Here is a 22,465-nt window from a genome sequence, read left to right as displayed (position 1 = left end):
CAACCGACTGTGGCAACGACCGCCGACTTCAAGAATGGGCTCGTCCTGGTGATCGACGGCCAACTCTGGCAGATCATCGAATTCCAGCACGTCAAACCCGGCAAGGGGCCGGCCTTCGTGCGCACCAAGCTCAAGAATGTCGTCTCCGGCAAGACCGTCGACAAGACCTACAACGCCGGGGTGAAGGTGGAAACCGCGACGGTCGACCGACGTGACGCGACCTATCTCTACCGCGACGGCTCCGACTTCGTGTTCATGGACTCCGAGGATTACGAGCAGCATCCGCTGCCCGAATCGCTGGTCGGCCGTGCCGCCGACTTCCTGCTCGAGAGCATGCCGGTGCAGATCGCCTTTCACGACGGCTCGCCGCTGTACCTCGAGTTGCCGGTCACCGTCGAACTCGAGGTGACGCACACCGAGCCGGGGCTGCAGGGCGACCGCTCCAGTGCCGGCACCAAGCCCGCCACGGTGCAGACCGGCGCCGAGATCCAGGTGCCGCTGTTCATCAACACCGGCGACAAGCTCAAGGTCGACTCGCGCGACGGCAGCTATCTGGGCCGGGTGAATGCCTGACCGCAAGGGTGACTCCGGCCGGATTGGTCGGCCCGCCGACCGTGGCCGCCATCAGGCCCGCAAACGCGCCGTCGACCTGCTCTTCGAGGCCGAGGCACGCGGGCTCACCTCGGCGGAGGTGGCAGAGGCGCGCAATGCAATGGCGGAGAACGAGTCCGACGTAGCGCCGCTGAACCCGTACACCGTGACGGTCGCTCGGGGCGTGACTGAGCATTCCGCGCACATCGACGATCTGATCGCCGCGCACCTCCAGGGGTGGACACTGGAGCGGTTACCCGCCGTCGATCGCGCGATCCTGCGGGTCGCGGTGTGGGAGCTGCTGCACGCCGACGATGTACCCGAGCCGGTGGCCGTCGACGAGGCGGTCGAACTCGCCAAACAGTTGTCGACCGACGACTCACCGGGTTTCGTCAACGGTGTACTGGGCCAGGTGATGCTCGTGACGCCGCAGATCCGGGCCGCCGCGCAGGCGGTGCGCGGAACCGGCGACGAAAGCGTGGGTTAGGCGACTCCGCAGGACGCGCGGTTTCTTTAGCTCACCGCGATTGTTAATCGATCGCGGGTAGGCAAGTGGCGCAATGCCGCTCGCGTTCCGGTCTTTCGCCTGGTGAGCCGGTGATCCAAGCGGCGCAAAGCGCGGATCGTCCGGGTCGCCGGCGCCCAGCGCCGCCCGGCTGGGCCCGCCACGCCCTTACCGTAGCCGCATGTCGCAGCCCGAGCCGACGCCTCTGCGCAGACCGCGCGCCGACCGTGCCCGTCAGGTCGCCGATGTGCTGCGCCACCAGATCCATGCGGGCGCCTTCGACAGCGCTCTACCCGGCGAGCAGGAGCTGGCCGCGGAGTTCTTCGTCTCGCGCAACACCATTCGTGAAGCGCTCTCGGTGTTGAAGGACGAGGGACTCATCGAGCGCGGACCCAGAACCGGCACGCACGTTGCGGTGCGCAAGTACGACCACGGGCTCGACGCACTGGTCGGTTTGCAGGAGACCTTCAAGGAATACGGTGAAGTCCGCAATGAGGTCAGGGCGGTACAGCACTTGGCCGCACCGCCCGCGGTGGCCCGCAAGCTGTGCCTGGATCCCGGAGCGCAGGTCGTCTTCGTGGAGCGGCTGCGCTATCTGGGGGACCTGCCGCTCTCCCTTGACCTGACCTATCTGGTGGCGGACGTCGCGGCCGCGGTGCTGGCCCACCCGCTGGAGACCAACGACGTGTTCGCGCTCATCGAGCAGGTCAGCGGCCAGCGGCTGGGCACCGCCTCGCTAGCGCTCGAAGCCGTTGCGGCGGACGCGCATTCGGCTGCGACGCTGCAGATTCCCGCCGGGGCTGCGCTGCTGATGCTCGAGCGGCTCACCAGACTCGATGACGGCAGGCCCGTCGACCTCGAATACATCCGCATGCGTGGTGACCGAATCACCATGCGCGGCAACCTGCTGAGGAGCATCCCGTGACACTGGTCAACCAACGTGCCGATGTGCCGGTGACGATCGACGAGTCGCTGTGCATCGAGGGCTGCACGCTGTGCGTCGACATCTGCCCGCTCGACTCGCTGGCGATCAACCCCGACAACGGCAAGGCCTTCATGCATGTCGACGAGTGCTGGTATTGCGGACCCTGCGCAGCGCGCTGTCCCACCGGCGCCGTCACCGTCAACATGCCCTACCTGATCCGATGAGGACCCGCACCATGACCCGACCGCTGATCCGGCTGGTCGTGCTGGCCGCCGGAATATCCGTTGCGACCGCCGGCTGCACGCTCGACACCGCCACGAACTCCTCCGGTGACGTCGTCGACGTCGTCATCGGCTACCAGTCCAAGACCATCAACACCGTCACCGCGGGCACACTGCTGCGTGCCAAAGGTTTTCTGGAACGGCGACTTTCCGGCGTCACCGACCGCACCGGTACCGAATACAAGGTGAACTGGCAGGACTACGACACGGGGGCGCCGATCACGGCGCAGATGGTCGCCGAGAAGATCGACATCGGCTCGATGGGTGACTATCCGATGCTGATCAACGGATCCAGCACGCAGGCCAACGAGCGGGCCCGCACCCAGATCGTCTCGGTCACCGGCTACCATCCGCGCGGCGCGTTGAACATGGTTGTGGTGACGCCGAACTCGCCCGTGCAGACGCTCACCGACCTGAAGGGCCAGAAGGTGTCGGCCAGTGTCGGCTCGGCGGGGCACGGCACCCTGGTGCGGGCACTGTCCAACGCGGGTGTCGATCCGAAGACCGGCGTGGAAGTCCTCAACCAGCAGCCGCAGATCGGTGCGTCGGCATTGGAATCCGGGCAGGTCCAGGCACTGTCGCAGTTCGTCGCCTGGCCGGGCCTGCTGGTCTACCAGGACAAGGCCAAGCTGCTCTACGACGGCGCCGAGGGGAACTACCCGACCCTGCACGGGGTGGTGGTACGCCGCGCGTATGCGGCCGACCATCCCGAAGTCCTCGACGCGTTCCTGCAGGCGCAGCTGGACGCCACCGACTTCCTCAACGACAAGCCACTGGAAGCGGCGCGCATCGTCGCCGAGGACAGCGGTCTCCCGCAGGAAGTGGTGTATCTCTACAACGGCCCCGGCGGCACATCGTTCGACACGACGCTGAAGCCGTCGCTGGTCGAGGCGTTGAAAGGCGATGTGCCGTACCTGGAGTCGATCGGCGACTTCGCCGACCTGGACGTGGCAGGCTTCGTGCACGACGCCCCGCTGCGCGCGGCGTTCGATGCGCGTGGCCTGGACTACGACAGGGCGCTGGCGGCGACGGCGAACCCGTCGCTCATCGAGGGCACCGATCCGGTGTGCCACATCGAAGTCGCGGACCCGGCGAAAGCCGGCGAACTGTGGCTCGACGGCGCCGAGGCAACCCAGCCGGCGGCCTCACCGGCCTGCCTTCTCAAGGCCGTTCGGGAGGCCAAGGCACGGGGCGCGGTGGTCCGGGCCGCGTATGTGCCAGACACCGAATTCGGCACGCGGTGGTTCGCCGACAAGGCGATCTGGGTGAAGGACGGTCAAACCTATTTGCCGTTCGCCACTCCCGGTGGTGCCCAACGGTTCATCGCAGCCCACCCCGGTAGCGCCGCAGTCGACTACGAGCAGGCGCTGGCGGGTGCGGCATGACCGCAGTCGTCGAGGTGCTCGAGTCGCCGGTGCACGTGGAAACCGCGCCGGTCCGCCGTCCGCAAGCGGCGCTGTGGCGGCGCCGGCTCCTACGATTGGCCTCCGTGGTCGCCGCAGTGGGGCTGTGGCAGGTGCTGACGGCCAACGACGTCCGGTTGTGGTTGCGTTTCGACACGCTGCCGACGGTCACCGAAGTCGCTGTTGCGCTGGCGAATCGCCTCGGCACCCCGGAGTACTGGCTGGATCTGGGTCAGTCGCTGATACGCATCCTGACCGGCTTCGGATTGGCGGCGGTCGTCGGCGTGATCACCGGCATCATGCTCGGGCGCTCGGCGGCCTTCGCCGATGTCTTCGGACCGCTCACCGAACTCGCGCGACCGATCCCGGCGATCGCGATGGTGCCTGTCGCGATCCTGTTGTTCCCCACCGACGAGGCGGGAATCGTGTTCATCACGTTCCTGGCGGCCTACTTCCCGATCATGGTCAGCACTCGGCACGCGGTACGGGCGCTGCCGACCATCTGGGAGGACTCGGTGCGCACGCTGGGCGGCGGGGGATGGGACGTGCTGCGGCGCGTGGTGCTGCCGGGCATCCTGCCCGGCCTGTTCGGCGGATTGTCGGTGGGCATGGGAGTGGCCTGGATCTGCGTGATCTCCGCGGAGATGATCTCGGGTCGCCTCGGTGTCGGTTACCGCACCTGGCAGGCCTATACGGTGCTCAATTATTCCGACGTCCTCGTCGGCATCATCACGATCGGGATCCTGGGATTCACCACCGCCGCCGCGGTGGAACTGATCGGCAGACGCGCCACCCATTGGCTGCCCCGCGCTGAGGAGAACAACCGATGACCACATCACCGGCCCCTGCGGCGTTGCGGGGAATGCGGCTCGAACTCGACGACGTGCGGTTGTCCTACACCGATGCGCCGGTCGTCGACGGGTTGACCCTGACCGTGCAACCCGAAGAGATCCTGGTGCTCACCGGACCGTCCGGCTGCGGCAAATCGACGGTGTTGCGAGCCTTGACGGGGTTGCTGCTCCCAGACTCGGGCCGGGTGCTCGCCGACGGTGAGCCGGTCTGCACCACCTCGCGCGACCGCGGCATGGTATTCCAGGACAGCGCGCTGCTGCCCTGGCGCACAGTGCGTTCCAACATCGAGCTGGCGCTGCAACTGCGTGGCGCACCGCGCGCAGGCCGTCGCGAACGCGCGCTGCGCTGGATCGACGAAGTGGGACTCACCGGCTACGGCGACTACCTGCCCAAGAGCCTGTCGGGCGGGATGCGTCAGCGCGTGCAGCTGGCGCGTGGGCTGGCCGGCGCTCCGCGCGCGGTGATGATGGACGAACCCTTCGCCGCTCTCGACACGCAGACCCGGACAGCGATGCAGCGGTTGCTCATCCAGACGTGGCAGGCGCACCCGACCACCGTCGTGTTCGTCACCCACGATGTCGACGAGGCACTGATTCTCGGCGACCGGGTCGCGGTCCTGGGCCGGGTCGGTCAGCCACTGCGCGCGCTCGTCGAGGTCCCCGAGCCCCGTGCCCACGACGTCGCGCGTCACGAGGCCCGCGCCGAAATCCTTGCTGCCCTGCGCCATTCATGATGCAAATACCTGATCTCGCGGATACCGCCCGGCTCGACTGTGATGTGCTGGTGATCGGCGGCGGTACCGCGGGCACGATGGCCGCGCTGACCGCGGCCGAACACGGCGCGCAGGTACTCCTCCTGGAGAAGGCACACGTCCGGCACTCCGGAGCGTTGGCGATGGGAATGGACGGAGTGAACAACGCCGTGATCCCCGGTAAGGCCACGCCGGAGGACTACGTCGCCGAGATCACCCGCGCCAACGACGGAATCGTCAACCAGCGCACCATCTATCAGACCGCCACCCGCGGATTCGCGATGGTGCAACGTCTCGAGCGCTACGGAGTGAAGTTCGAGAAGGACGAACACGGTGAGTACGCCGTGCGCCGAGTGCACCGCTCGGGCTCGTACGTGCTGCCGATGCCCGAAGGCAAAGACGTCAAGAAGGCGCTCTACCGGGTGCTACGCCAACGCTCGATGCGAGAGAAGATCCGCATCGAGAACCGGCTGATGCCGGTGCGCGTCCTCACTGATCGGACGGGACGCGCCGTCGGCGCGGCCGCGCTGAACTCGCGCACCGGCGAGTTCGTCGCTGTCGCAGCCAAAGCCGTGATCCTGGCGACGGGTCCGTGCGGACGGCTGGGCCTGCCGGCTTCGGGATACCTGTACGGCACCTACGAGAACCCGACGAACGCCGGTGACGGCTACTCGATGGCCTACCACGCCGGTGCGGAGCTGTCGGGGATCGAATGCTTCCAGGTGAATCCGTTGATCAAGGACTACAACGGACCGGCATGCGCGTATGTGGCCAACCCGTTCGGCGGCTATCAGGTCAACGCCCTGGGGGAGCGGTTCGTCGACTCGGACTACTGGTCGGGACAGATGATGGCCGAGGTCAAACGCGAGATCGAATCGGCGCGCGGACCCATCTACCTGAAGGTGTCGCATCTGCCCGACGAGACGCTGAACGCGCTCGAAAGCATCCTGCACACCACCGAGCGGCCGACCCGAGGTACGTTCCACGCCAATCGCGGACATGACTACCGCACCCACGACGTCGAGATGCACATCTCTGAGATCGGGCTGTGCAGTGGCCATTCCGCGTCGGGGGTGTGGGTCGACGAGCATGCCCGTACCACGGTCCCGGGGCTCTACGCGGCCGGCGACCTGGCCTGTGTGCCGCACAATTACATGATCGGGGCGTTCGTCTACGGCGACCTCGCCGGTGAGCATGCGGCGTCGACGCTGGGAGAGATCGCCGCGCCGCAGTCGTTGCCGCAGGACCAGCTCGAGGCGGCCCACGAACTGGTCTACCGTCCGCTGCGCCAACCGCATGGCCCGCCGCAACCGCAGGTCGAGTACAAGCTGCGCCGGTTCGTCAATGACTATGTGGCGCCGCCGAAGACCGCGACCAAGCTGTCGATCGCGGTCGAGACCTTCGAGCGCATGCGCACCGAGATCGAAGGCATGGGCGCCACCACCCCACATGAGTTGATGCGAGCGGTGGAAGTCTCGTTCATCCGCGACTGCGCCGAGATGGCTGCGCGCTCGTCGCTGACCCGTACCGAGTCACGATGGGGTCTCTACCACGAGAGGGCCGACATCCCGCAGCGAGACGACGAAGGGTGGCGTTATCACCTCAACCTGCGCAAGGCCGCCGACGGCACCATGGAGTTCCTGAAGCGGCCCGTCGCACCGTATTTCGTCGCGGTGACCGACCTCGAGCATCTACCGTCGGATGACGAGGTGACACGCGTCGAGCAGCCGCTTGTCGCCGCCGGGCGGCCGCCGGCGACCGCGGTGACACGAGTACAGCCGGTGGCGGTCCAGCCGCCGTCCCCGCGCATCGCCGCCGTGCTCGCGCTCGAGTCGCCGTCGGTGGAGCAGCTGGCCGAGTTCCTCGCCGATCCGGACCCGGCGGTGCGCCGCACCGCAGTCACGACGCTGGTCGAGCATCTGCCCGATGGGTATCAGCCGCCGCTGATCGATGCGCTCGGTGACGGTGAAGCGGAGGTGCGACGCGTCGCGGCCGACGGCATCCGGGAACTGGTGGAGGTGCTGCCCGATCCCGAAGCCGTTGCGCCGCTGTGCTATTCGGCCGATCCGGTGGTGCGCGCGGTGGTGGTCCATGTCCTGGCCGCCCGGCGGGCGGGTGACCGGTCGGCGTATCGGCTGGCGGTGGCCGACGTCGATCACCGGGTCCGTATCGAGGCGGTCCGCGCGCTGGTCTCGGTGGACGACGAGGACGGTGTCGCCGCGGCCGCGGGTGACGAGAACCGCGAAGTGCGGATCGCGGCGGCCAACGGGCTGGCGACTCTGGGGGCCGGCGCAGGTGCGGTGCGACGCCTCCTCGGCGACAGTGATCCGTTGGTGCGCGCAGCCGCGCTGGCCGCGCTCGGGGCCGTCGGCTGCGGTGACGACGTCGTACCCGGTGTGCAGCAGGCGCTGACCGAGCCGGCATGGCAGGTGCGTGAGGGGGCCGCCCGCGCGCTGTCGGGTGCGGCGCCGACGGTCGCCGTACCGATCCTGGCCAAGACGCTCAGCGATCGACATCTCGACGTCCGCAAGGCCGCCGTGCTCAGCCTGTCCCGTTGGGCTGCTTGCGAACCCGGCGCGCGCGAGGCGCTGGGCGTCGCGCTCGAAGACGGCGATGCTGACGTTCGCGCGTATGCGCGCCAAGCGTTGACCTAGATGTCGAGTGCCTGGTAGGTGCGGCGGACGAACTTCGGCTGTGCGCTTTGAAGTTTCGCGAGTGAGGTGTTGCCCGCGATCGCGGCGGCGTCGAAGTTGAGATCGGGAAGGTTCTGGATCAGATAGATCAGGATCAGGTCCGCCGAGGGGTCGGCCTGCCACCAGGTGCCGTAGGCGCCGGGCCAGCTGAAGGTGCCCAGCCCACCCGGCCCGAACAGCTGGCGTGATTTCGCGGGATCGGTGACCACCGACAGGTTCAACCCGAAGCCGCGGCCCACCCAGAACGGCGCCCCGAGGAAGTTCTGGTGCTTCTGTTCCTCGGTGAGCCGGTCGGTGCGCATCAACCGAACCGACTCCTCCGACAGCACGCGGACGCCGTCCAGCGCGCCGCCGGCCAACAGCATCCGCGCGAAGCGCAGGTAGTCGTCGACCGTCGACCACAGGCCGGCGCCGCCCGTGCAGAACGGCGGATCGGTGATGTGGGCGGGCCCCATCACGTCGTGCTGCAGCGCGTTGTTGTGGTCGAGCTTGTACATCGTCGCGGCGCGGCGCCGTCCCTCCGTGCCCACCGAGAATCCGGTGTCGGTCATCTGCAGCGGCTCGAAGATCCGGTCGCGCAGAACGTCGGCCAGCGGTTTGCCCTCGATCCGCGACAACGCGATCCCCAGCACGTCGGTGGCGTGGCTGTAGGTGAGCCGTTCACCGGGCTGGTGCACCAGCGGAAGCTGTGCCAGTTCGCCCAGCCAGCGGTCCTGATCCTGGCGGAACGACATCCTGCCGTACGCCCGGCTCAACGGGCCGAGCACCGAGAACGCGTAGGCCAGGCCGCTGCGGTGCGTCATGAGATCGTCGATCGTGATGGGCCTGCGGGCCGGCGTGGTCTTGTCGAGATCACCGCGCGGGTCGAGCAGCACCCGCATATCGCCGAGTTCGGGCAGCCACCGCGCGACGGGGTCGGTGAGCGCCAGTTTGCCCTCGTCGACAAGGCTCATCGCGGCCGCGACGGTGACCGGTTTGGTCATCGAGGCGATGCGGAAGATCGTGTCGCGTTGCATCGGCAGCCCGGCGTCGACGTCGCGATGACCCAACTCGTTGACTTGGAGGACCTCGCCGGCGTGCCACACCAGGGTCAGTGCGCCGGCGAGGAGTCCGGCGTCGATCGCCTCGCGGATGGACGCTTGGTTGCCGTCTAGTTTCATCGCGGCCAAGCCTACTGAGCGGGCGGGCGGATTCAGCGCGGTCGTGGCGTCGTTCAGACACGCGCGACCCGGGTGCTAAGCTCGCCGCAGTTTCGACGTCCTTTAAAGAGCCGTCCAGAGAGGCGGAGAAGGAGGTCAGAGTCGCTTGGGCGCGCATTCAGAGTCCTCAGGCACCGACCGGGAGCTGATGTCCGCAGCGGACCTCGGCCGGACCATTTCCCGTATCGCCCATCAAATCATCGAAAAGACCGCACTCGACGGTCCCGATGCACCCCGCGTGATCCTGCTCGGCATCCCGACCCGGGGCGTCACCCTGGCCACTCGGCTCGCCGGGAAGATCAAAGAGTTCTCCGGTATTGCCGTCGCGCACGGTGCACTGGACAACACGCTCTACCGCGACGATCTCGACTTCAAGCCACCCCGCGCGCTGGAGGAGACCTCGATTCCGGAGGGCGGTATCGACCAGGCCCTGGTGATCCTCGTCGACGACGTGCTCTACACCGGCCGCTCGGTTCGCTCGGCGCTGGATGCGCTGCGCGACATCGGCAGGCCGAAGGCCGTGCAGCTGGCCGTGCTGGTCGACCGCGGCCACCGGGAGCTGCCGCTGCGCGCCGACTACGTGGGCAAGAACGTGCCCACGTCCCGCACTGAGAACGTCAAGGTCCGGCTCGCCGAAATAGATGGAGCTGACGGCATCTCTCTCGCGCCTCACGGAGGTCCGATCCGGTGAAACATCTGCTCTCGGCCGCCGATTTGTCGCGCGACGACGCGTTGGCCATCCTCGACAACGCCGACCGCTTCAGCCAGGCGCTGCTCGGCCGCGAAGTCAAGAAACTGCCGACCCTGCGCGGGCGCACCATCATCACGATGTTCTACGAAAACTCCACCCGCACCCGGGTTTCGTTCGAGGTCGCAGGCAAGTGGATGAGCGCGGACGTGATCAACGTCAGCGCGTCGGGATCGTCGGTGTCCAAGGGGGAGTCGCTGCGCGACACCGCGCTGACCCTGCGCGCAGCCGGTGCCGACGCGCTGATCCTGCGGCATCCCGCCTCGGGAGCACCGCAGCAACTCGCCGAGTGGACGGCCACTGAGGACGGGCACGGCCCGGCGGTCATCAACGCCGGTGACGGCACCCACGAGCACCCCACCCAGGCGCTGCTCGACGCGCTCACCATCCGCCAGCGGCTCGGCGACATCGAGGGCAAGCGGGTGGTGATCGTCGGCGACGTCCTGCACAGCAGGGTGGCACGCTCGAACGTGCTGCTGCTGCACACCCTCGGCGCCGAGGTGGTCCTCGTCGCACCGCCCACACTGCTGCCCGTCGGGGTCGACGGCTGGCCGGTCACGGTGTCGCACGACCTCGACGCCGAACTGCCGATAGCCGACGCGGTACTGATGCTGCGGGTGCAGGCCGAGCGAATGAATGGCGGCTTCTTCCCGTCGGCCCGGGAGTACTCGGTGCTCTACGGGCTCTCCGAGAAGCGGCAGGCGTTGCTCCCCGCCGCCTCGGTGGTGTTGCACCCGGGCCCGATGGTCCGCGGTATGGAGATCGCGTTCTCCGTCGCCGACTCATCGCAATCGGCGGTGCTGCAACAGGTTTCCAACGGCGTGCACATCCGGATGGCGGTGCTGTTCCACTTGCTCGTGGGTGCCGAGGAGGAGGCGATCAGCGCATGAGCAGCGTGCTGATAAGGGGAGTTCGGCTCTACGGCGAAGGTGACCGGGTCGACGTACTGGTGTCCGACGGGCAGATCGCCGACGTCGGTGTGGGGCTTGCGATCCCCGACGATGCCGATGTCGTCGACGCCACCGGGCAGATCATGCTCCCGGGCTTCGTCGACCTGCACACCCACCTGCGCGAGCCCGGGCGGGAATACGCCGAGGACATCGAAACAGGTTCGGCCGCAGCGGCTCTGGGCGGATACACGGCGGTGTTCGCGATGGCCAACACGAATCCGGTCGCCGACAGCCCGGTCGTCACCGACCACGTCTGGCAGCGCGGTCAGCAGGTCGGCCTGGTCGACGTGCATCCCGTCGGCGCCGTCACCGTCGGCCTGGCAGGCACCCAACTCACCGAGATGGGCATGATGTCCGCCGGAGCCGCACAGGTGCGGATGTTCTCCGATGACGGCATCTGCGTGCACGACCCGCTGATCATGCGCCGGGCGCTCGAGTACGCCACCGGACTCGGCGTGTTGGTCGCACAGCACGCCGAGGAGCCGCGGCTCACGGTCGGCGCGGTGGCCCACGAAGGCCCCAACGCGGCACGGCTCGGCCTGGCCGGGTGGCCGCGCGCCGCCGAAGAGTCGATCGTCGCGCGGGACGCGCTGCTGGCACGCGACGCCGGCGCGCGGGTGCACATCTGCCACGCCTCCACCGCGGGCACCGTCGAGATCGTGCGGTGGGCCAAGGCACAGGGAATTTCGATCTCCGCGGAGGTGACCCCGCACCACCTACTCCTCGACGACGAACGCCTGGCCTCCTACGACGGGCGCTACCGGGTCAATCCGCCGCTGCGCGAAACCTCCGACGCCCTGGCGCTGCGGCAGGCGCTGGCGGACGGGATCATCGACTGTGTGGCCACCGATCACGCCCCGCATGCCGAACACGAGAAGTGCTGCGAGTTCTCCGTCGCCCGCCCCGGCATGCTCGGGTTGCAGACCGCCCTGTCGGTGGTGGCACAGACGATGGTGCGGCCGGGGTTGCTGACGTGGCGGGACGTCGCGCGGGTGATGAGTGAGAAGCCCGCCGAGATCGTCGGTCTGCCCGATCAGGGCAGGCCGCTGGAGATCGGTGAGCCGGCCAACCTGACCGTCGTCGATCCGGATGCGACCTGGACGGTCGAGGGTTCCGCGCTGGCCAGTCGCTCGGCCAACACGCCGTTCGAGGCGCGCGAGCTGCCCGCGACAGTCACCTTGACGATGTTGCGCGGCAAGGTGACTGCGCGCGACGGGAAGTGCACGGCATGAATACGGGCACCCTGGTCGGGTCGCTGATCATGGCGGTGATTCTGGTGGTTCTCATCGCCGTGCTGATTCAGGCGATGGTGCGCGGATGGCGCCGCCGCGCCGAACGCCAGGCCGAGCTCGTCGGCACGTTGCCCGCCCTGCCGGACACCGTCGGGCCGGCGATCGTGCCCCCCACCAAGGGCCTGTATGTCGGCAGCACGCTGGCGCCGCATTGGAACGACCGCATCGTGGTCGGGGATCTGGGCTTTCGGGCAAAGGCCGTGTTGACCCGCTATCCCGAAGGAATCATGTTGCAGCGCAGCGGCGCAGTGCCGATCTGGATCCCCGATGCGTCGATCACCGCGATCCGCACCGAGCGAGGCCTCGCCGGGAAGGCGATGACCCACGAGGGCATCCTCGCGATCCGCTGGCGGTTACCGTCGGGCACCGAGATCGACACGGGGTTCCGCGCCAATGACCGTGGGGAGTACGCGAACTGGGTGGAGAAGGAGCCAGCGTGAGGGGAACCGACAGGGCGCTGCTGGTGCTGGAGGACGGCCGGGTATTCACCGGCACGACGTTCGGCGCGGTCGGGCAGACGCTCGGCGAGGCGGTGTTCTCCACCGGAATGTCCGGTTACCAGGAGACGCTCACCGACCCGAGCTACCACGGGCAGATCGTGATCGCGACCGCACCGCAGATCGGCAACACCGGCTGGAATCACGAGGATGCCGAGAGCCGCGGCGACAAGATCTGGGTGGCCGGCTACGCGGTGCGCGACCCGTCGCCGCGCGCGTCGAACTGGCGGGCCACCGGCACGCTGGAAGGGGAACTCGAACGCCAGGGCATCGTCGGGATCGCCGGTATCGACACCCGGGCGGTGGTGCGCCACTTGCGCAGTCGGGGCTCGATGAAGGCGGGCGTGTTCTCCGGTCCGGCGCTGGCCGACGCGGACGAACTGTTGGACCGGGTGCGTGAACAGCCGGCGATGCTAGGCGCGAACCTGGCCGGCGAGGTCAGCACCGACGCCACCTACGTCGTGGAACCCGAAGGGCCGCAACGGTTCACCGTGGCCGCGATCGACCTCGGAATCAAGACGAACACGCCGCGCAATTTCGCGCTGCGCGGCATCCGCAGCCACGTGCTGCCCGCGTCCGCGACGTACGAGCAGATTGCCGACCTGAAACCCGACGGGGTGTTCCTGTCCAACGGACCCGGCGACCCCGCGACCGCCGACCACATCGTGGCCGTCACGCAGGAAGTGCTCGGCGCCGGAATTCCGTTGTTCGGCATCTGTTTCGGCAACCAGATTCTCGGCCGTGCGCTCGGGCGCTCGACCTATAAGATGGTGTTCGGCCACCGCGGAATCAACGTGCCGGTGATCGATCATCAGACCGGCGCCGTCGCGATCACCGCGCAGAACCACGGGTTCGCGTTGGAGGGCGAAGCGGGGGAGCGCTTCGACACGCCGTTCGGTGAGGCCGTCGTCAGCCATACCTGCGCCAACGACGGTGTGGTCGAGGGGATCAAGCTCGCGAACGGACGCGCCTTCTCGGTGCAGTACCACCCCGAGGCGGCGGCCGGCCCGCACGACGCGAACTACCTGTTCGACCAGTTCGTCGACCTGATGGCCGGAGAGGAACGGTAGATGGCGCTCTCTCACCGGGTCACGAGTGTGCACAAACTGCTGGAAACCAGCGGCGTGTCGTGTGCAGACACGCACGCTCGCGGGAGAAGGGACAGCTGATGCCGCGGCGGACTGATCTCAACCATGTCCTGGTGATCGGCTCGGGGCCCATCGTGATCGGCCAGGCCGCCGAGTTCGATTACTCCGGCACCCAAGCGTGCCGCGTGCTGCGCGCCGAGGGGCTGCAGGTCAGCCTGATCAACTCCAACCCGGCGACCATCATGACCGACCCGGAATACGCCGACCACACCTACGTCGAGCCGATCACACCGGCGTTCGTCGAACGGGTCATCGCCCAGCAGGCCGAGCGCGGCAACAAGATCGACGGTCTGCTGGCCACACTCGGCGGGCAGACGGCGTTGAACACCGCGGTCGCGTTGTCGGAGAACGGTGTGCTGGAGCGCTACGACGTCGAGCTGATCGGTGCGGACTTCGAGGCGATCCAGCGCGGCGAGGATCGGCAGCGGTTCAAGGACATCGTCGCGAAGGTCGGCGGCGAATCAGCCCGCTCCCGTGTGTGTTTCACGATGGACGAGGTCCGCGAGACCGTCGAGGATCTCGGTCTGCCGGTGGTGGTGCGCCCCTCCTTCACCATGGGCGGCCTGGGTTCGGGCATGGCGTACTCCGCCGAGGACGTCGACCGGATGGCCGGCGACGGACTTGCAGCGTCGCCGAGCGCGAACGTGCTCATCGAGGAGTCGATTTTCGGCTGGAAGGAATACGAACTCGAGTTGATGCGCGACGGCCGCGACAACGTGGTCGTGGTGTGCTCGATCGAGAACTTCGACCCGATGGGTGTGCACACCGGCGACTCCGTCACCGTCGCACCGGCGATGACGCTCACCGACCGCGAGTACCAGACGATGCGCGACCTGGGCATCGCGATCCTGCGCGAGGTCGGTGTGGACACCGGCGGCTGCAACATCCAGTTCGCCGTCAACCCGGTCGACGGGCGGCTGATCGTGATCGAGATGAATCCGCGGGTGTCGCGCTCGAGCGCGTTGGCGTCCAAGGCAACCGGATTCCCGATCGCCAAGATCGCGGCCAAGCTGGCCATCGGCTACACGCTCGACGAGATCGTCAATGACATCACCAAGGAGACGCCGGCCTGTTTCGAGCCGACGCTGGACTACGTCGTCGTCAAGGCGCCTCGCTTCGCGTTCGAGAAGTTTCCCGGCGCCGACGGCACGCTGACCACCACGATGAAGTCGGTCGGCGAGGCGATGTCGTTGGGCCGTAACTTCATCGAAGCGCTCGGCAAGGTGATGCGCTCGCTGGAGACCGGTCGCGCCGGGTTCTGGACCAAAGCCGACCCTGATGAAGACACCGTCACCGTCGAGGAGTTGTTGACCCGGCTCGCGACGCCGTCCGACGGCCGCCTGTACGACCTGGAACTGGTGCTGCGCAAGGGCGCCACAGTTGAACAGGTGGCGAAGGCGTCCGGCGTCGACCCCTGGTTCGTCGAGCAGATCGCCGGACTGGTCACGCTGCGCGCCGAGATCGTCGACGCGCCGGTGATGGACGCGGATCTGCTGCGCCGCGCCAAGTACCACGGGCTGTCGGACCGCCAGATCGCCGCGCTGCGACCCGAACTCGCCGGCGAGGTCGGCGTGCGGGCGCTGCGCCAGCGCCTCGGAATCCATCCGGTGTACAAGACCGTCGACACCTGCGCGGCCGAATTCGAGGCCAAGACGCCGTATCACTACAGCAGCTACGAGCTGGATCCGGCCGCCGAAACCGAGGTGGCGCCGCAGGCCGAGAAGCCCAAGGTGCTCATCCTCGGCTCGGGCCCGAACCGCATCGGTCAGGGCATCGAATTCGACTACAGCTGCGTGCACGCCGCGACGACGCTGAGCCAGGCCGGGTTCGAGACCGTGATGGTCAACTGCAACCCCGAGACGGTGTCCACCGACTACGACACCGCCGACCGACTGTACTTCGAGCCGCTCACCTTCGAAGACGTCCTCGAGGTGTATTTCGCCGAGCAAGCCTCTGGCGCAGGGGGACCCGGCGTTGTCGGGGTGATCGTGCAACTCGGCGGCCAGACACCGCTCGGACTGGCCGAACGGCTGGAGAAGGCGGGCGTGCCGATTGTGGGCACCAGCCCGAAGGCCATCGACCTGGCCGAGGACCGCGGCGCATTCGGCGAGGTGCTCACCAACGCGGGACTCCCGGCGCCGAAGTTCGGCATGGCCACCAGCATCGACCAGGCGCGGCGCATCGCCGCCGACATCGGCTATCCGGTACTGGTGCGGCCGTCGTACGTACTGGGCGGGCGCGGCATGGAGATCGTCTACGACGACGAGACGCTGGACGGCTACATCACCCGCGCCACCGAGTTGTCGCCCGAGCACCCGGTGCTGGTCGACCGCTTCCTCGAGGACGCCATCGAGATCGACGTCGACGCGCTGTGCGACGGCACCGAGGTCTACATCGGCGGCGTGATGGAACACATCGAGGAGGCCGGTATCCATTCCGGCGACTCGGCCTGCGCCCTGCCGCCGGTGACGCTGGGCCGCAGTGACATCGACGCGGTGCGGCGCGCCACCGAGGCGATCGCCCATGGTATCGGAGTCGTCGGACTGCTCAATGTGCAGTATGCGCTCAAGGACGACGTGCTCTATGTGCTGGAGGCCAATCCGCGCGCCAGTCGAACCGTGCCGTTCGTCTCGAAAGCCACCGCGGTGCCCCTGGCCAAGGCGTGCGCTCGAATCATGTTGGGCGCCACCATCGCTGCGCTGCGCGAGGAGGGTGTGCTGGCACGCACTGGCGACGGTGGGACGACCGCCCGAAACGCGCCGGTGGCCGTCAAGGAGGCGGTGCTGCCGTTCAACCGGTTCCGCAAACACGATGGCTCGCAGATCGACTCGCTGCTGGGACCGGAGATGAAATCGACTGGCGAGGTGATGGGCATCGATCACGACTTCGGTAGCGCGTTCGCCAAGAGCCAGACCGCCGCCTACGGATCGCTACCCGCGCAGGGCACGGTTTTCGTGTCGGTGGCCAACCGCGACAAGCGTTCGCTGGTCTTTCCCGTCAAGCGGCTCGCCGACCTCGGCTTCCGGGTGCTGGCCACCGAAGGCACCGCGGAGATGCTGCGGCGCAACGGAATTCCGTGCGAAGAAGTGCGCAAACATTTCCAGGAACCGAGCGCGGGCAGGCCGGCGGCGTCGGCCGTCGACCTGATCAAGAGCGGGGAGGTGGACATGGTGATCAACACTCCGTACGGCAACTCCGGTCCCCGCATCGATGGCTACGAGATCCGGTCCGCGGCAGTGGCCAACAGCATTCCGTGCGTGACGACCGTGCAGGGCGCGTCCGCGGCGGTGCAGGGCATCGAGGCGGGTATCCGCGGCGACATCGGCGTGATGTCGCTACAGGAACTGCACAGCGCGCTGGGCCAGTGACCGGTTTCGGTCCGCGGTTGGCCGCCGCGGTGGCCCGCCGCGGGCCGCTGTGTCTGGGCATCGATCCGCATCCGGAGTTGATGCGGGCGTGGGAGTTGTCGACGGACGCCGAGGGTTTGCGCCGGTTCTGCGACGTCTGCGTGACGGCTTTCGCGGGCTTTGCGATCGTCAAACCGCAGGTCGCGTTCTTCGAGGCGTACGGCGCCGCCGGGTTCGCGGTGCTCGAACACACCATCGCCGCACTCCGCGACGCGGGAGTGCTGGTGCTCGCCGACGCCAAGCGAGGCGACATCGGTTCCACGATGGCCGCCTACGCCGCCGCATGGGCCGGCGATTCGCCGCTGGCGGCCGACGCCGTGACCGCATCGCCGTACCTGGGCTTCGGGAGTCTCCAGCCGTTGATCGACACCGCCGTGGCCAACGACCGCGGGTTGTTCGTGCTCGCCGCCACCTCGAACCCCGAAGGCGCGGCCGTCCAGCGCGCCGACGCCGGCGGCCGGACCGTCGCGCAGTCGATCGTGGACGCCGCCGCGGAGGTCAACCGGGCCGTTTCGCAAGAACCCGGTCCGATCGGCGTCGTCGTCGGGGCCACCCTGGCCGACCCACCCGACGTCAGCGCGCTCGGCGGCCCCGTGCTCGTCCCGGGCGTCGGGGCGCAGGGCGGGCGCCCGGAGGCGCTCGGTGGCCTCGGCGGAGCCAAGCCGGGCCAGTTGCTCCCCGCGGTCTCCCGAGAGGTGCTCCGCGCCGGTCCTGGCGTCGCTGCGTTGCGGTCCGCCGCGGAGGCGATGCGCGACGCGGTCGCATATTTGGCCTAGATCACGTTCGCGAGACTGCCGGCAGGGCTGTGATCGGCGCGGGAGCACGACGCTCAGCGCAGATTCGCGAGCCTCGAATGAGGGTGAGACCACAGAGGCAACTGCTGAAACATCTGCAACAGGGGTCACAGCACGGCGCCGACCCGTGCGTTCGCGACACGCCCGAAACCGCATGACCAGCGAGAATTTTCTTTTCGGACCCTCCGACGACCCTCTGTTGTGGCGCAGGTCACGCGCCGTGGGCGCGAAATCGTGGGTTCCAGGACGCGAATTGCCTTGAAATGCAGGAAGTTCCGGCCGCGGGAAGCGAGAACTTCGCGCCCTGGGCGCCGTGGGGCGCTTCAAACGTCGCGTCCACGACCGCCCTACACGCTGGGCTTTTGACGCCGTAACCAGGGGGTGGCGTTCGCTTTCGTCAGTCCGCGTGGGTACGGTCGTCGTCGCTGGCTGTTCTGGATTTTCCCTATCAGCCGAGGCAGTAACAATCGATGGCGATGAGACGGAGGAACCCGTGGCCCTTCCCCAGTTGACCGACGAACAGCGCGCGGCCGCGTTGGAGAAGGCTGCCGCCGCACGTCGAGCCCGAGCCGAGTTGAAGGATCGGCTCAAGCGCGGCGGCACCAACCTCAAGCAGGTGCTCAAGGACGCCGAGACCGATGAGGTCTTGGGCAAGATGAAGGTTTCCGCGCTTCTGGAGGCGTTGCCCAAGGTGGGCAAGGTCAAGGCGCAGGAAATCATGACCGAACTCGAGATCGCGCCGACCCGCCGGTTGCGCGGCCTCGGCGATCGTCAGCGCAAGGCGCTGCTGGAAAAGTTCGACCAGTCCTAGGCGCAGAAGTTGAGCGCCGGCCGAGGGGCCGGCCGGGTAGTTGTGCTGTCCGGCCCCTCAGCCGTCGGGAAGTCGACCATCGTCCGCTGTCTGCGCGAACGCATTCCCGACCTGCACTTCAGCGTGTCCGTGACCACCAGGGCCCCACGCCCCGGTGAGGTCGACGGTGTCGACTACACGTTCGTGACAGCTGACCGATTCCGTGAGTTGATCGCCGACGGCGCGCTGCTCGAATGGGCCGAGATCCACGGCGGCCTGCACCTCTCCGGGACCCCCGCCCAGCCCGTTCGCGAGGCCATTGCGGCCGGGAGACCCGTTCTGATCGAGGTGGACCTTGCCGGCGCGCGGGCGGTCAAGAAGGCCATGCCCGAAGCGCTCACCGTGTTCCTCGCCCCGCCCAGCTGGGCAGAACTCGAGAGTCGGCTGACCGGGCGGGGCACCGAGTCCCCCCAGGTGATGGAGCGTCGACTGGCGACCGCGCGGGCCGAACTGGCCGCCCAGGACGACTTCGACACGGTCGTCGTGAACAGCCAATTGGAGTCTGCCTGCGCCGAATTGGTATCCTTGCTGGTGAACCGGACTTAGTTAAGGCGCACGACACGCGCGGACCGGCCCAAAGCATCTGAACTTCAGGAGATTTTCTACGTGAGCACCCCGCACGCCGATGCGCAGCTGGCCGCTGTGGACGACATCGACACGTCCGGCGCCGGCGCCTACGACACGCCGCTGGGCATCACCAATCCGCCCATCGACGAGTTGCTGGACCGCGCGTCGAGCAAGTATGCGCTGGTGATCTACGCCGCCAAGCGCGCGCGCCAGATCAACGACTACTACAACCAACTCGGCGACGGCATCCTCGAATACGTCGGCCCGCTGGTCGAGCCCGGGCTTCAGGAGAAGCCGCTGTCGATCGCGCTGCGCGAGATCCACGGCGACCTGCTCGAGCACACCGAAGGCGAGTAGCAGCACAGCGAGTCATAGGGGAGCCGCCGCCATGGAGCCCAAGCGGATCATCGTCGGCGTCGCCGGTGGTATCGCCGCCTACAAGGCCGCGACCGTGGTCAGGCAGCTCACCGAAGCAGGCCACAGCGTCCGCGTCGTCCCCACCCAGTCGGCCCTGCGCTTCATCGGTGCCGCCACCTTCGAAGCGCTCTCCGGTAACCCGGTCCACACCGGGGTCTGGGATGACGTCCATGAGGTGCCGCACGTCCGCTTCGGCCAGGAAGCCGACCTCGTCGTCGTCGCGCCCGCCACCGCGGACCTGCTGGCCCGCGCCGTGGCGGGACGGGCGGACGATTTGCTGACCGCCACGCTGCTGACCGCTCGATGTCCAGTGCTGTTCGCTCCGGCGATGCACACCGAGATGTGGTTTCACCCGGCGACGGTGGAGAACGTCGCCACGCTGCGCCGCCGCGGTGCCATCGTGCTCGAACCCGCGTCGGGCCGGCTGACCGGTTCCGACAGCGGTGCCGGCCGGCTGCCCGAAGCCGAGGAGATCACCACGTTGGCCCAACTCCTGCTGACCCGCCCGGACGCGCTGACCTACGACCTGGCCGGCGTCAAGGTGCTGGTTTCGGCGGGCGGCACCCGTGAGCCGATCGACCCGGTGCGGTTCATCGGCAACCGCAGTTCGGGCAAGCAGGGGTACGCGATGGCGCGCGTGATGGCTCAACGCGGCGCCGAGGTCACGCTGATCGCGGGAAACACCATCGGGCTGATCGACCCGGCAGGCGTCGATGTCGTCCATATCGGGTCGGCGGCCCAGCTCAAGGACGCCGTGTCCAAACACGCCCCGGATGCTCACGTGCTGGTGATGGCCGCCGCGGTCGCCGACTTCCGGCCGACGCGGATGCAGACCAGCAAGATCAAGAAGTCCGCCGACCCGAACGCCGCGGCCCCGGTCATCGAGTTGACCCGGACCGAGGACGTGCTGGCGGGCACCGTGCGGGCGCGCGCCGACGGCCAGTTACCCAATATGCGCGCGATCGTGGGATTCGCTGCGGAGACCGGTGATGCGAACGGCGACGTGCTCCACCACGCCCGCGCTAAGTTGCGCCGCAAGGGGTGTGATTTGCTCGTGGTCAATGCCGTGGGCGAGAATCGGGCGTTCGAAGTCGACAACAACGACGGCTGGCTGCTCGCGGCCGACGGCACGGAATCCGCGCTGGAACATGGTTCGAAAACTCTGATGGCCAGCCGTATCGTGGACGCGATCGTGGCGTTCCTGCAGGGCGGCGGGTAGCTCGAATCACGCACCTGGCTGCGTGTAAAGCTTGCACGCAACCGGCGCACACGCTTATGTGCAACAGGGCACAGATATAATTCGATGAACTAAGTTTTGGAGGATCAACACCGTGAGCGAAGCTCGGCTGTTCACCAGTGAGTCGGTAACCGAGGGTCACCCCGACAAGATCTGCGACGCCATCAGTGATTCTGTGCTCGACGCATTGCTCGCGGACGACCCCAGGTCGCGGGTTGCGGTGGAGACGCTGGTCACCACCGGGCAGGTGCACGTCGTCGGCGAGGTCACGACGGAGGCCAAGGAGGCGTTCGCCGACATCACCAACACCGTGCGGGCGCGCATCCTCTCGATCGGCTACGACTCGTCGGAGAAGGGCTTCGACGGCGAGACCTGCGGCGTCAACATCGGCATTGGTAAGCAGTCGCCCGACATTGCAATGGGTGTCGACACTGCCCACGAGACCCGGGTGGAAGGGGCGGGCGACCCGCTGGACCTGCAGGGCGCCGGCGACCAGGGTCTGATGTTCGGCTATGCCATCAAGGACACCCCGGAGCTGATGCCGCTACCGATCGCAATCGCGCACCGGCTGTCGCGGCGGCTGACCGAGGTGCGCAAGAACGGCGTGCTCGGCTACCTGCGGCCCGACGGCAAGACCCAGGTCACCGTGCAGTACGACGGCACCACCCCGGTGCGCCTGGACACCGTGGTGCTCTCGACGCAGCACGCCGCGGGCATCGACCTGGAGGCGACGCTGACGCCGGACATCCGCGAGAAGGTCGTCAACACGGTGCTGGCCGACCTGAACCACGACACGATGGACACCTCCGACTTCCGGCTGCTGGTCAACCCGACCGGCAAGTTCGTGCTCGGCGGCCCGATGGGTGACGCGGGCCTGACGGGTCGAAAGATCATCGTCGACACCTACGGGGGCTGGGCCCGTCACGGCGGTGGCGCGTTCTCGGGCAAGGATCCGTCCAAGGTGGACCGGTCGGCGGCGTACGCGATGCGCTGGGTGGCCAAGAACGTGGTCGCAGCGGGGCTGGCCGAGCGCGTCGAGGTGCAGGTCGCCTATGCGATCGGCAAGGCAGCTCCGGTCGGGCTGTTCGTCGAGACCTTCGGCAGCGAGACCGTCGACCCGGCCCGCATCGAGAAGGCCATCACGTCGGTGTTCGACCTTCGACCCGGCGCGATCGTCCGCGACCTGGACCTATTGCGCCCGATCTACGCGCAGACCGCCGCGTACGGCCACTTCGGCCGCACCGACGTCGACCTGCCGTGGGAGCAGCTCAACAAGGTCGACGAGCTGAAGGCCGCCGTCTAGTTTTCCCCGCCATCCGCGAGACCGACGAAATGGTCTTTTTCAGCAGCTGATTTCA

At 67.8% G+C, this 22,465-nt stretch carries 21 protein-coding genes; 20 read left to right on the top strand and 1 reads right to left on the bottom strand.

The genetic code is table 11. From position 1 onward, the window contains the following. Positions 1-9 precede the first annotated feature (9 nt). The 8 genes from efp (at position 10) to G6N18_RS05845 (ending at position 7,962) form a co-directional block, all read left to right on the top strand. Positions 10-573, top strand: coding sequence for an elongation factor P (efp, locus tag G6N18_RS05880; protein ID WP_067216314.1), 564 nt, complete (start codon positions 10-12; stop codon positions 571-573). Further along, a complete protein-coding gene (nusB, locus tag G6N18_RS05875) occupies positions 566-1,078 on the top strand; it encodes a transcription antitermination factor NusB (RefSeq protein ID WP_083001516.1) in 513 nt (170 codons plus the stop codon). Before efp ends, nusB begins: the two co-directional genes overlap by 8 nt. A 199-nt stretch (positions 1,079-1,277) precedes the next feature. Then, the gene (locus G6N18_RS05870) at positions 1,278-2,021 is read left to right on the top strand and encodes a GntR family transcriptional regulator (RefSeq protein WP_083001517.1); all 744 of its coding nucleotides are present in this window, start codon (positions 1,278-1,280) and stop codon (positions 2,019-2,021) included. After that, on the top strand, positions 2,018-2,245 hold the full coding sequence (locus tag G6N18_RS05865; RefSeq protein ID WP_067216303.1) for a 4Fe-4S dicluster domain-containing protein: 228 nt from the start codon (positions 2,018-2,020) through the stop codon (positions 2,243-2,245). The genes G6N18_RS05870 and G6N18_RS05865 overlap by 4 nt, the downstream gene beginning before the upstream one ends. An 11-nt stretch (positions 2,246-2,256) precedes the next feature. After that, positions 2,257-3,687 carry an ABC transporter substrate-binding protein gene (locus tag G6N18_RS05860; RefSeq protein ID WP_083001519.1) on the top strand — a complete coding sequence of 477 codons (1,431 nt, stop codon included), beginning with the start codon at positions 2,257-2,259 and terminating at the stop codon, positions 3,685-3,687. Further along, the gene (locus G6N18_RS05855; RefSeq protein ID WP_083001521.1) at positions 3,684-4,535 is read left to right on the top strand and encodes an ABC transporter permease; all 852 of its coding nucleotides are present in this window, start codon (positions 3,684-3,686) and stop codon (positions 4,533-4,535) included. Before G6N18_RS05860 ends, G6N18_RS05855 begins: the two co-directional genes overlap by 4 nt. Beyond that, positions 4,532-5,290, top strand: coding sequence for an ABC transporter ATP-binding protein (locus G6N18_RS05850; protein ID WP_083001523.1), 759 nt, complete (start codon positions 4,532-4,534; stop codon positions 5,288-5,290). The genes G6N18_RS05855 and G6N18_RS05850 overlap by 4 nt, the downstream gene beginning before the upstream one ends. Then, the gene (locus G6N18_RS05845; protein ID WP_179962370.1) at positions 5,287-7,962 is read left to right on the top strand and encodes a fumarate reductase/succinate dehydrogenase flavoprotein subunit; all 2,676 of its coding nucleotides are present in this window, start codon (positions 5,287-5,289) and stop codon (positions 7,960-7,962) included. Before G6N18_RS05850 ends, G6N18_RS05845 begins: the two co-directional genes overlap by 4 nt. On the opposite strand, the gene G6N18_RS05840 is transcribed toward G6N18_RS05845, so the two are convergent. Beyond that, positions 7,959-9,161 (bottom strand): serine hydrolase domain-containing protein, encoded by a 1,203-nt coding sequence (locus G6N18_RS05840; RefSeq protein ID WP_083001525.1) that lies wholly within the window; start codon positions 9,159-9,161, stop codon positions 7,959-7,961. The two genes, G6N18_RS05845 and G6N18_RS05840, sit on opposite strands and share 4 nt — an antisense overlap. A 145-nt stretch (positions 9,162-9,306) precedes the next feature. On the opposite strand from G6N18_RS05840, the gene pyrR reads away from it, so the two are divergent. The 12 genes from pyrR (at position 9,307) to metK (ending at position 22,410) form a co-directional block, all read left to right on the top strand. Then, positions 9,307-9,891, top strand: coding sequence for a bifunctional pyr operon transcriptional regulator/uracil phosphoribosyltransferase PyrR (pyrR, locus tag G6N18_RS05835; protein ID WP_083001526.1), 585 nt, complete (start codon positions 9,307-9,309; stop codon positions 9,889-9,891). Next, positions 9,888-10,838 carry an aspartate carbamoyltransferase catalytic subunit gene (locus G6N18_RS05830; protein WP_083001528.1) on the top strand — a complete coding sequence of 317 codons (951 nt, stop codon included), beginning with the start codon at positions 9,888-9,890 and terminating at the stop codon, positions 10,836-10,838. Before pyrR ends, G6N18_RS05830 begins: the two co-directional genes overlap by 4 nt. Beyond that, the gene (locus G6N18_RS05825; protein ID WP_083001530.1) at positions 10,835-12,130 is read left to right on the top strand and encodes a dihydroorotase; all 1,296 of its coding nucleotides are present in this window, start codon (positions 10,835-10,837) and stop codon (positions 12,128-12,130) included. The genes G6N18_RS05830 and G6N18_RS05825 overlap by 4 nt, the downstream gene beginning before the upstream one ends. Then, a complete protein-coding gene (locus G6N18_RS05820) occupies positions 12,127-12,630 on the top strand; it encodes a PH-like domain-containing protein (protein WP_083001653.1) in 504 nt (167 codons plus the stop codon). Before G6N18_RS05825 ends, G6N18_RS05820 begins: the two co-directional genes overlap by 4 nt. Further along, positions 12,627-13,757, top strand: coding sequence for a glutamine-hydrolyzing carbamoyl-phosphate synthase small subunit (gene carA, locus G6N18_RS05815; RefSeq protein ID WP_109749425.1), 1,131 nt, complete (start codon positions 12,627-12,629; stop codon positions 13,755-13,757). Before G6N18_RS05820 ends, carA begins: the two co-directional genes overlap by 4 nt. Positions 13,758-13,855: 98 nt before the next feature. Beyond that, positions 13,856-17,203 (top strand): carbamoyl-phosphate synthase large subunit, encoded by a 3,348-nt coding sequence (gene carB / locus G6N18_RS05810; protein WP_083001532.1) that lies wholly within the window; start codon positions 13,856-13,858, stop codon positions 17,201-17,203. Beyond that, positions 17,200-18,018 carry an orotidine-5'-phosphate decarboxylase gene (gene pyrF, locus G6N18_RS05805; RefSeq protein WP_083001533.1) on the top strand — a complete coding sequence of 273 codons (819 nt, stop codon included), beginning with the start codon at positions 17,200-17,202 and terminating at the stop codon, positions 18,016-18,018. Before carB ends, pyrF begins: the two co-directional genes overlap by 4 nt. Before the next feature lie 511 nt (positions 18,019-18,529). Next, the gene (mihF, locus tag G6N18_RS05800; RefSeq protein WP_003889986.1) at positions 18,530-18,847 is read left to right on the top strand and encodes an integration host factor, actinobacterial type; all 318 of its coding nucleotides are present in this window, start codon (positions 18,530-18,532) and stop codon (positions 18,845-18,847) included. 9 nt (positions 18,848-18,856) lie between these two features. Next, on the top strand, positions 18,857-19,432 hold the full coding sequence (gene gmk / locus G6N18_RS05795) for a guanylate kinase (RefSeq protein WP_067216270.1): 576 nt from the start codon (positions 18,857-18,859) through the stop codon (positions 19,430-19,432). A 60-nt stretch (positions 19,433-19,492) separates the two neighbouring features. Further along, complete coding sequence (gene rpoZ / locus G6N18_RS05790; protein WP_067216267.1) at positions 19,493-19,810, top strand: DNA-directed RNA polymerase subunit omega; 318 nt, start codon at positions 19,493-19,495, stop codon at positions 19,808-19,810. 31 nt (positions 19,811-19,841) lie between these two features. After that, entirely contained in the window at positions 19,842-21,089 is a 1,248-nt protein-coding gene (gene coaBC / locus G6N18_RS05785; protein WP_083001534.1) for a bifunctional phosphopantothenoylcysteine decarboxylase/phosphopantothenate--cysteine ligase CoaBC, read from the top strand. Between the two features lie 112 nt (positions 21,090-21,201). Further along, the gene (metK, locus tag G6N18_RS05780; RefSeq protein WP_067216260.1) at positions 21,202-22,410 is read left to right on the top strand and encodes a methionine adenosyltransferase; all 1,209 of its coding nucleotides are present in this window, start codon (positions 21,202-21,204) and stop codon (positions 22,408-22,410) included. Positions 22,411-22,465: the final 55 nt, after the last annotated feature.

The organism is Mycolicibacterium celeriflavum, from assembly GCF_010731795.1.
GTDB classification, from domain to species: Bacteria; Actinomycetota; Actinomycetes; order Mycobacteriales; family Mycobacteriaceae; genus Mycobacterium; species Mycobacterium celeriflavum.
The sequence above is the reverse complement of the archived record's forward strand: the minus strand, read 5'-3'. Positions and strand labels throughout refer to the sequence as shown.

Bases quoted from the DNA above. Each gene is read 5' to 3' on its own strand.
- nusB (WP_083001516.1), top strand. From the start codon at position 566: ATGCCTGACCGCAAGGGTGACTCCGGCCGGATTGGTCGGCCCGCCGAC.
- G6N18_RS05870 (WP_083001517.1), top strand. From the start codon at position 1,278: ATGTCGCAGCCCGAGCCGACGCCTCTGCGCAGACCGCGCGCCGACCGT.
- G6N18_RS05860 (WP_083001519.1), top strand. From the start codon at position 2,257: ATGACCCGACCGCTGATCCGGCTGGTCGTGCTGGCCGCCGGAATATCC.
- G6N18_RS05855 (WP_083001521.1), top strand. From the start codon at position 3,684: ATGACCGCAGTCGTCGAGGTGCTCGAGTCGCCGGTGCACGTGGAAACC.
- G6N18_RS05850 (WP_083001523.1), top strand. From the start codon at position 4,532: ATGACCACATCACCGGCCCCTGCGGCGTTGCGGGGAATGCGGCTCGAA.
- G6N18_RS05845 (WP_179962370.1), top strand. From the start codon at position 5,287: ATGATGCAAATACCTGATCTCGCGGATACCGCCCGGCTCGACTGTGAT.
- G6N18_RS05840 (WP_083001525.1), bottom strand. From the start codon at position 9,161: ATGAAACTAGACGGCAACCAAGCGTCCATCCGCGAGGCGATCGACGCC.
- G6N18_RS05825 (WP_083001530.1), top strand. From the start codon at position 10,835: ATGAGCAGCGTGCTGATAAGGGGAGTTCGGCTCTACGGCGAAGGTGAC.
- G6N18_RS05820 (WP_083001653.1), top strand. From the start codon at position 12,127: ATGAATACGGGCACCCTGGTCGGGTCGCTGATCATGGCGGTGATTCTG.
- carB (WP_083001532.1), top strand. From the start codon at position 13,856: ATGCCGCGGCGGACTGATCTCAACCATGTCCTGGTGATCGGCTCGGGG.
- coaBC (WP_083001534.1), top strand. From the start codon at position 19,842: ATGGAGCCCAAGCGGATCATCGTCGGCGTCGCCGGTGGTATCGCCGCC.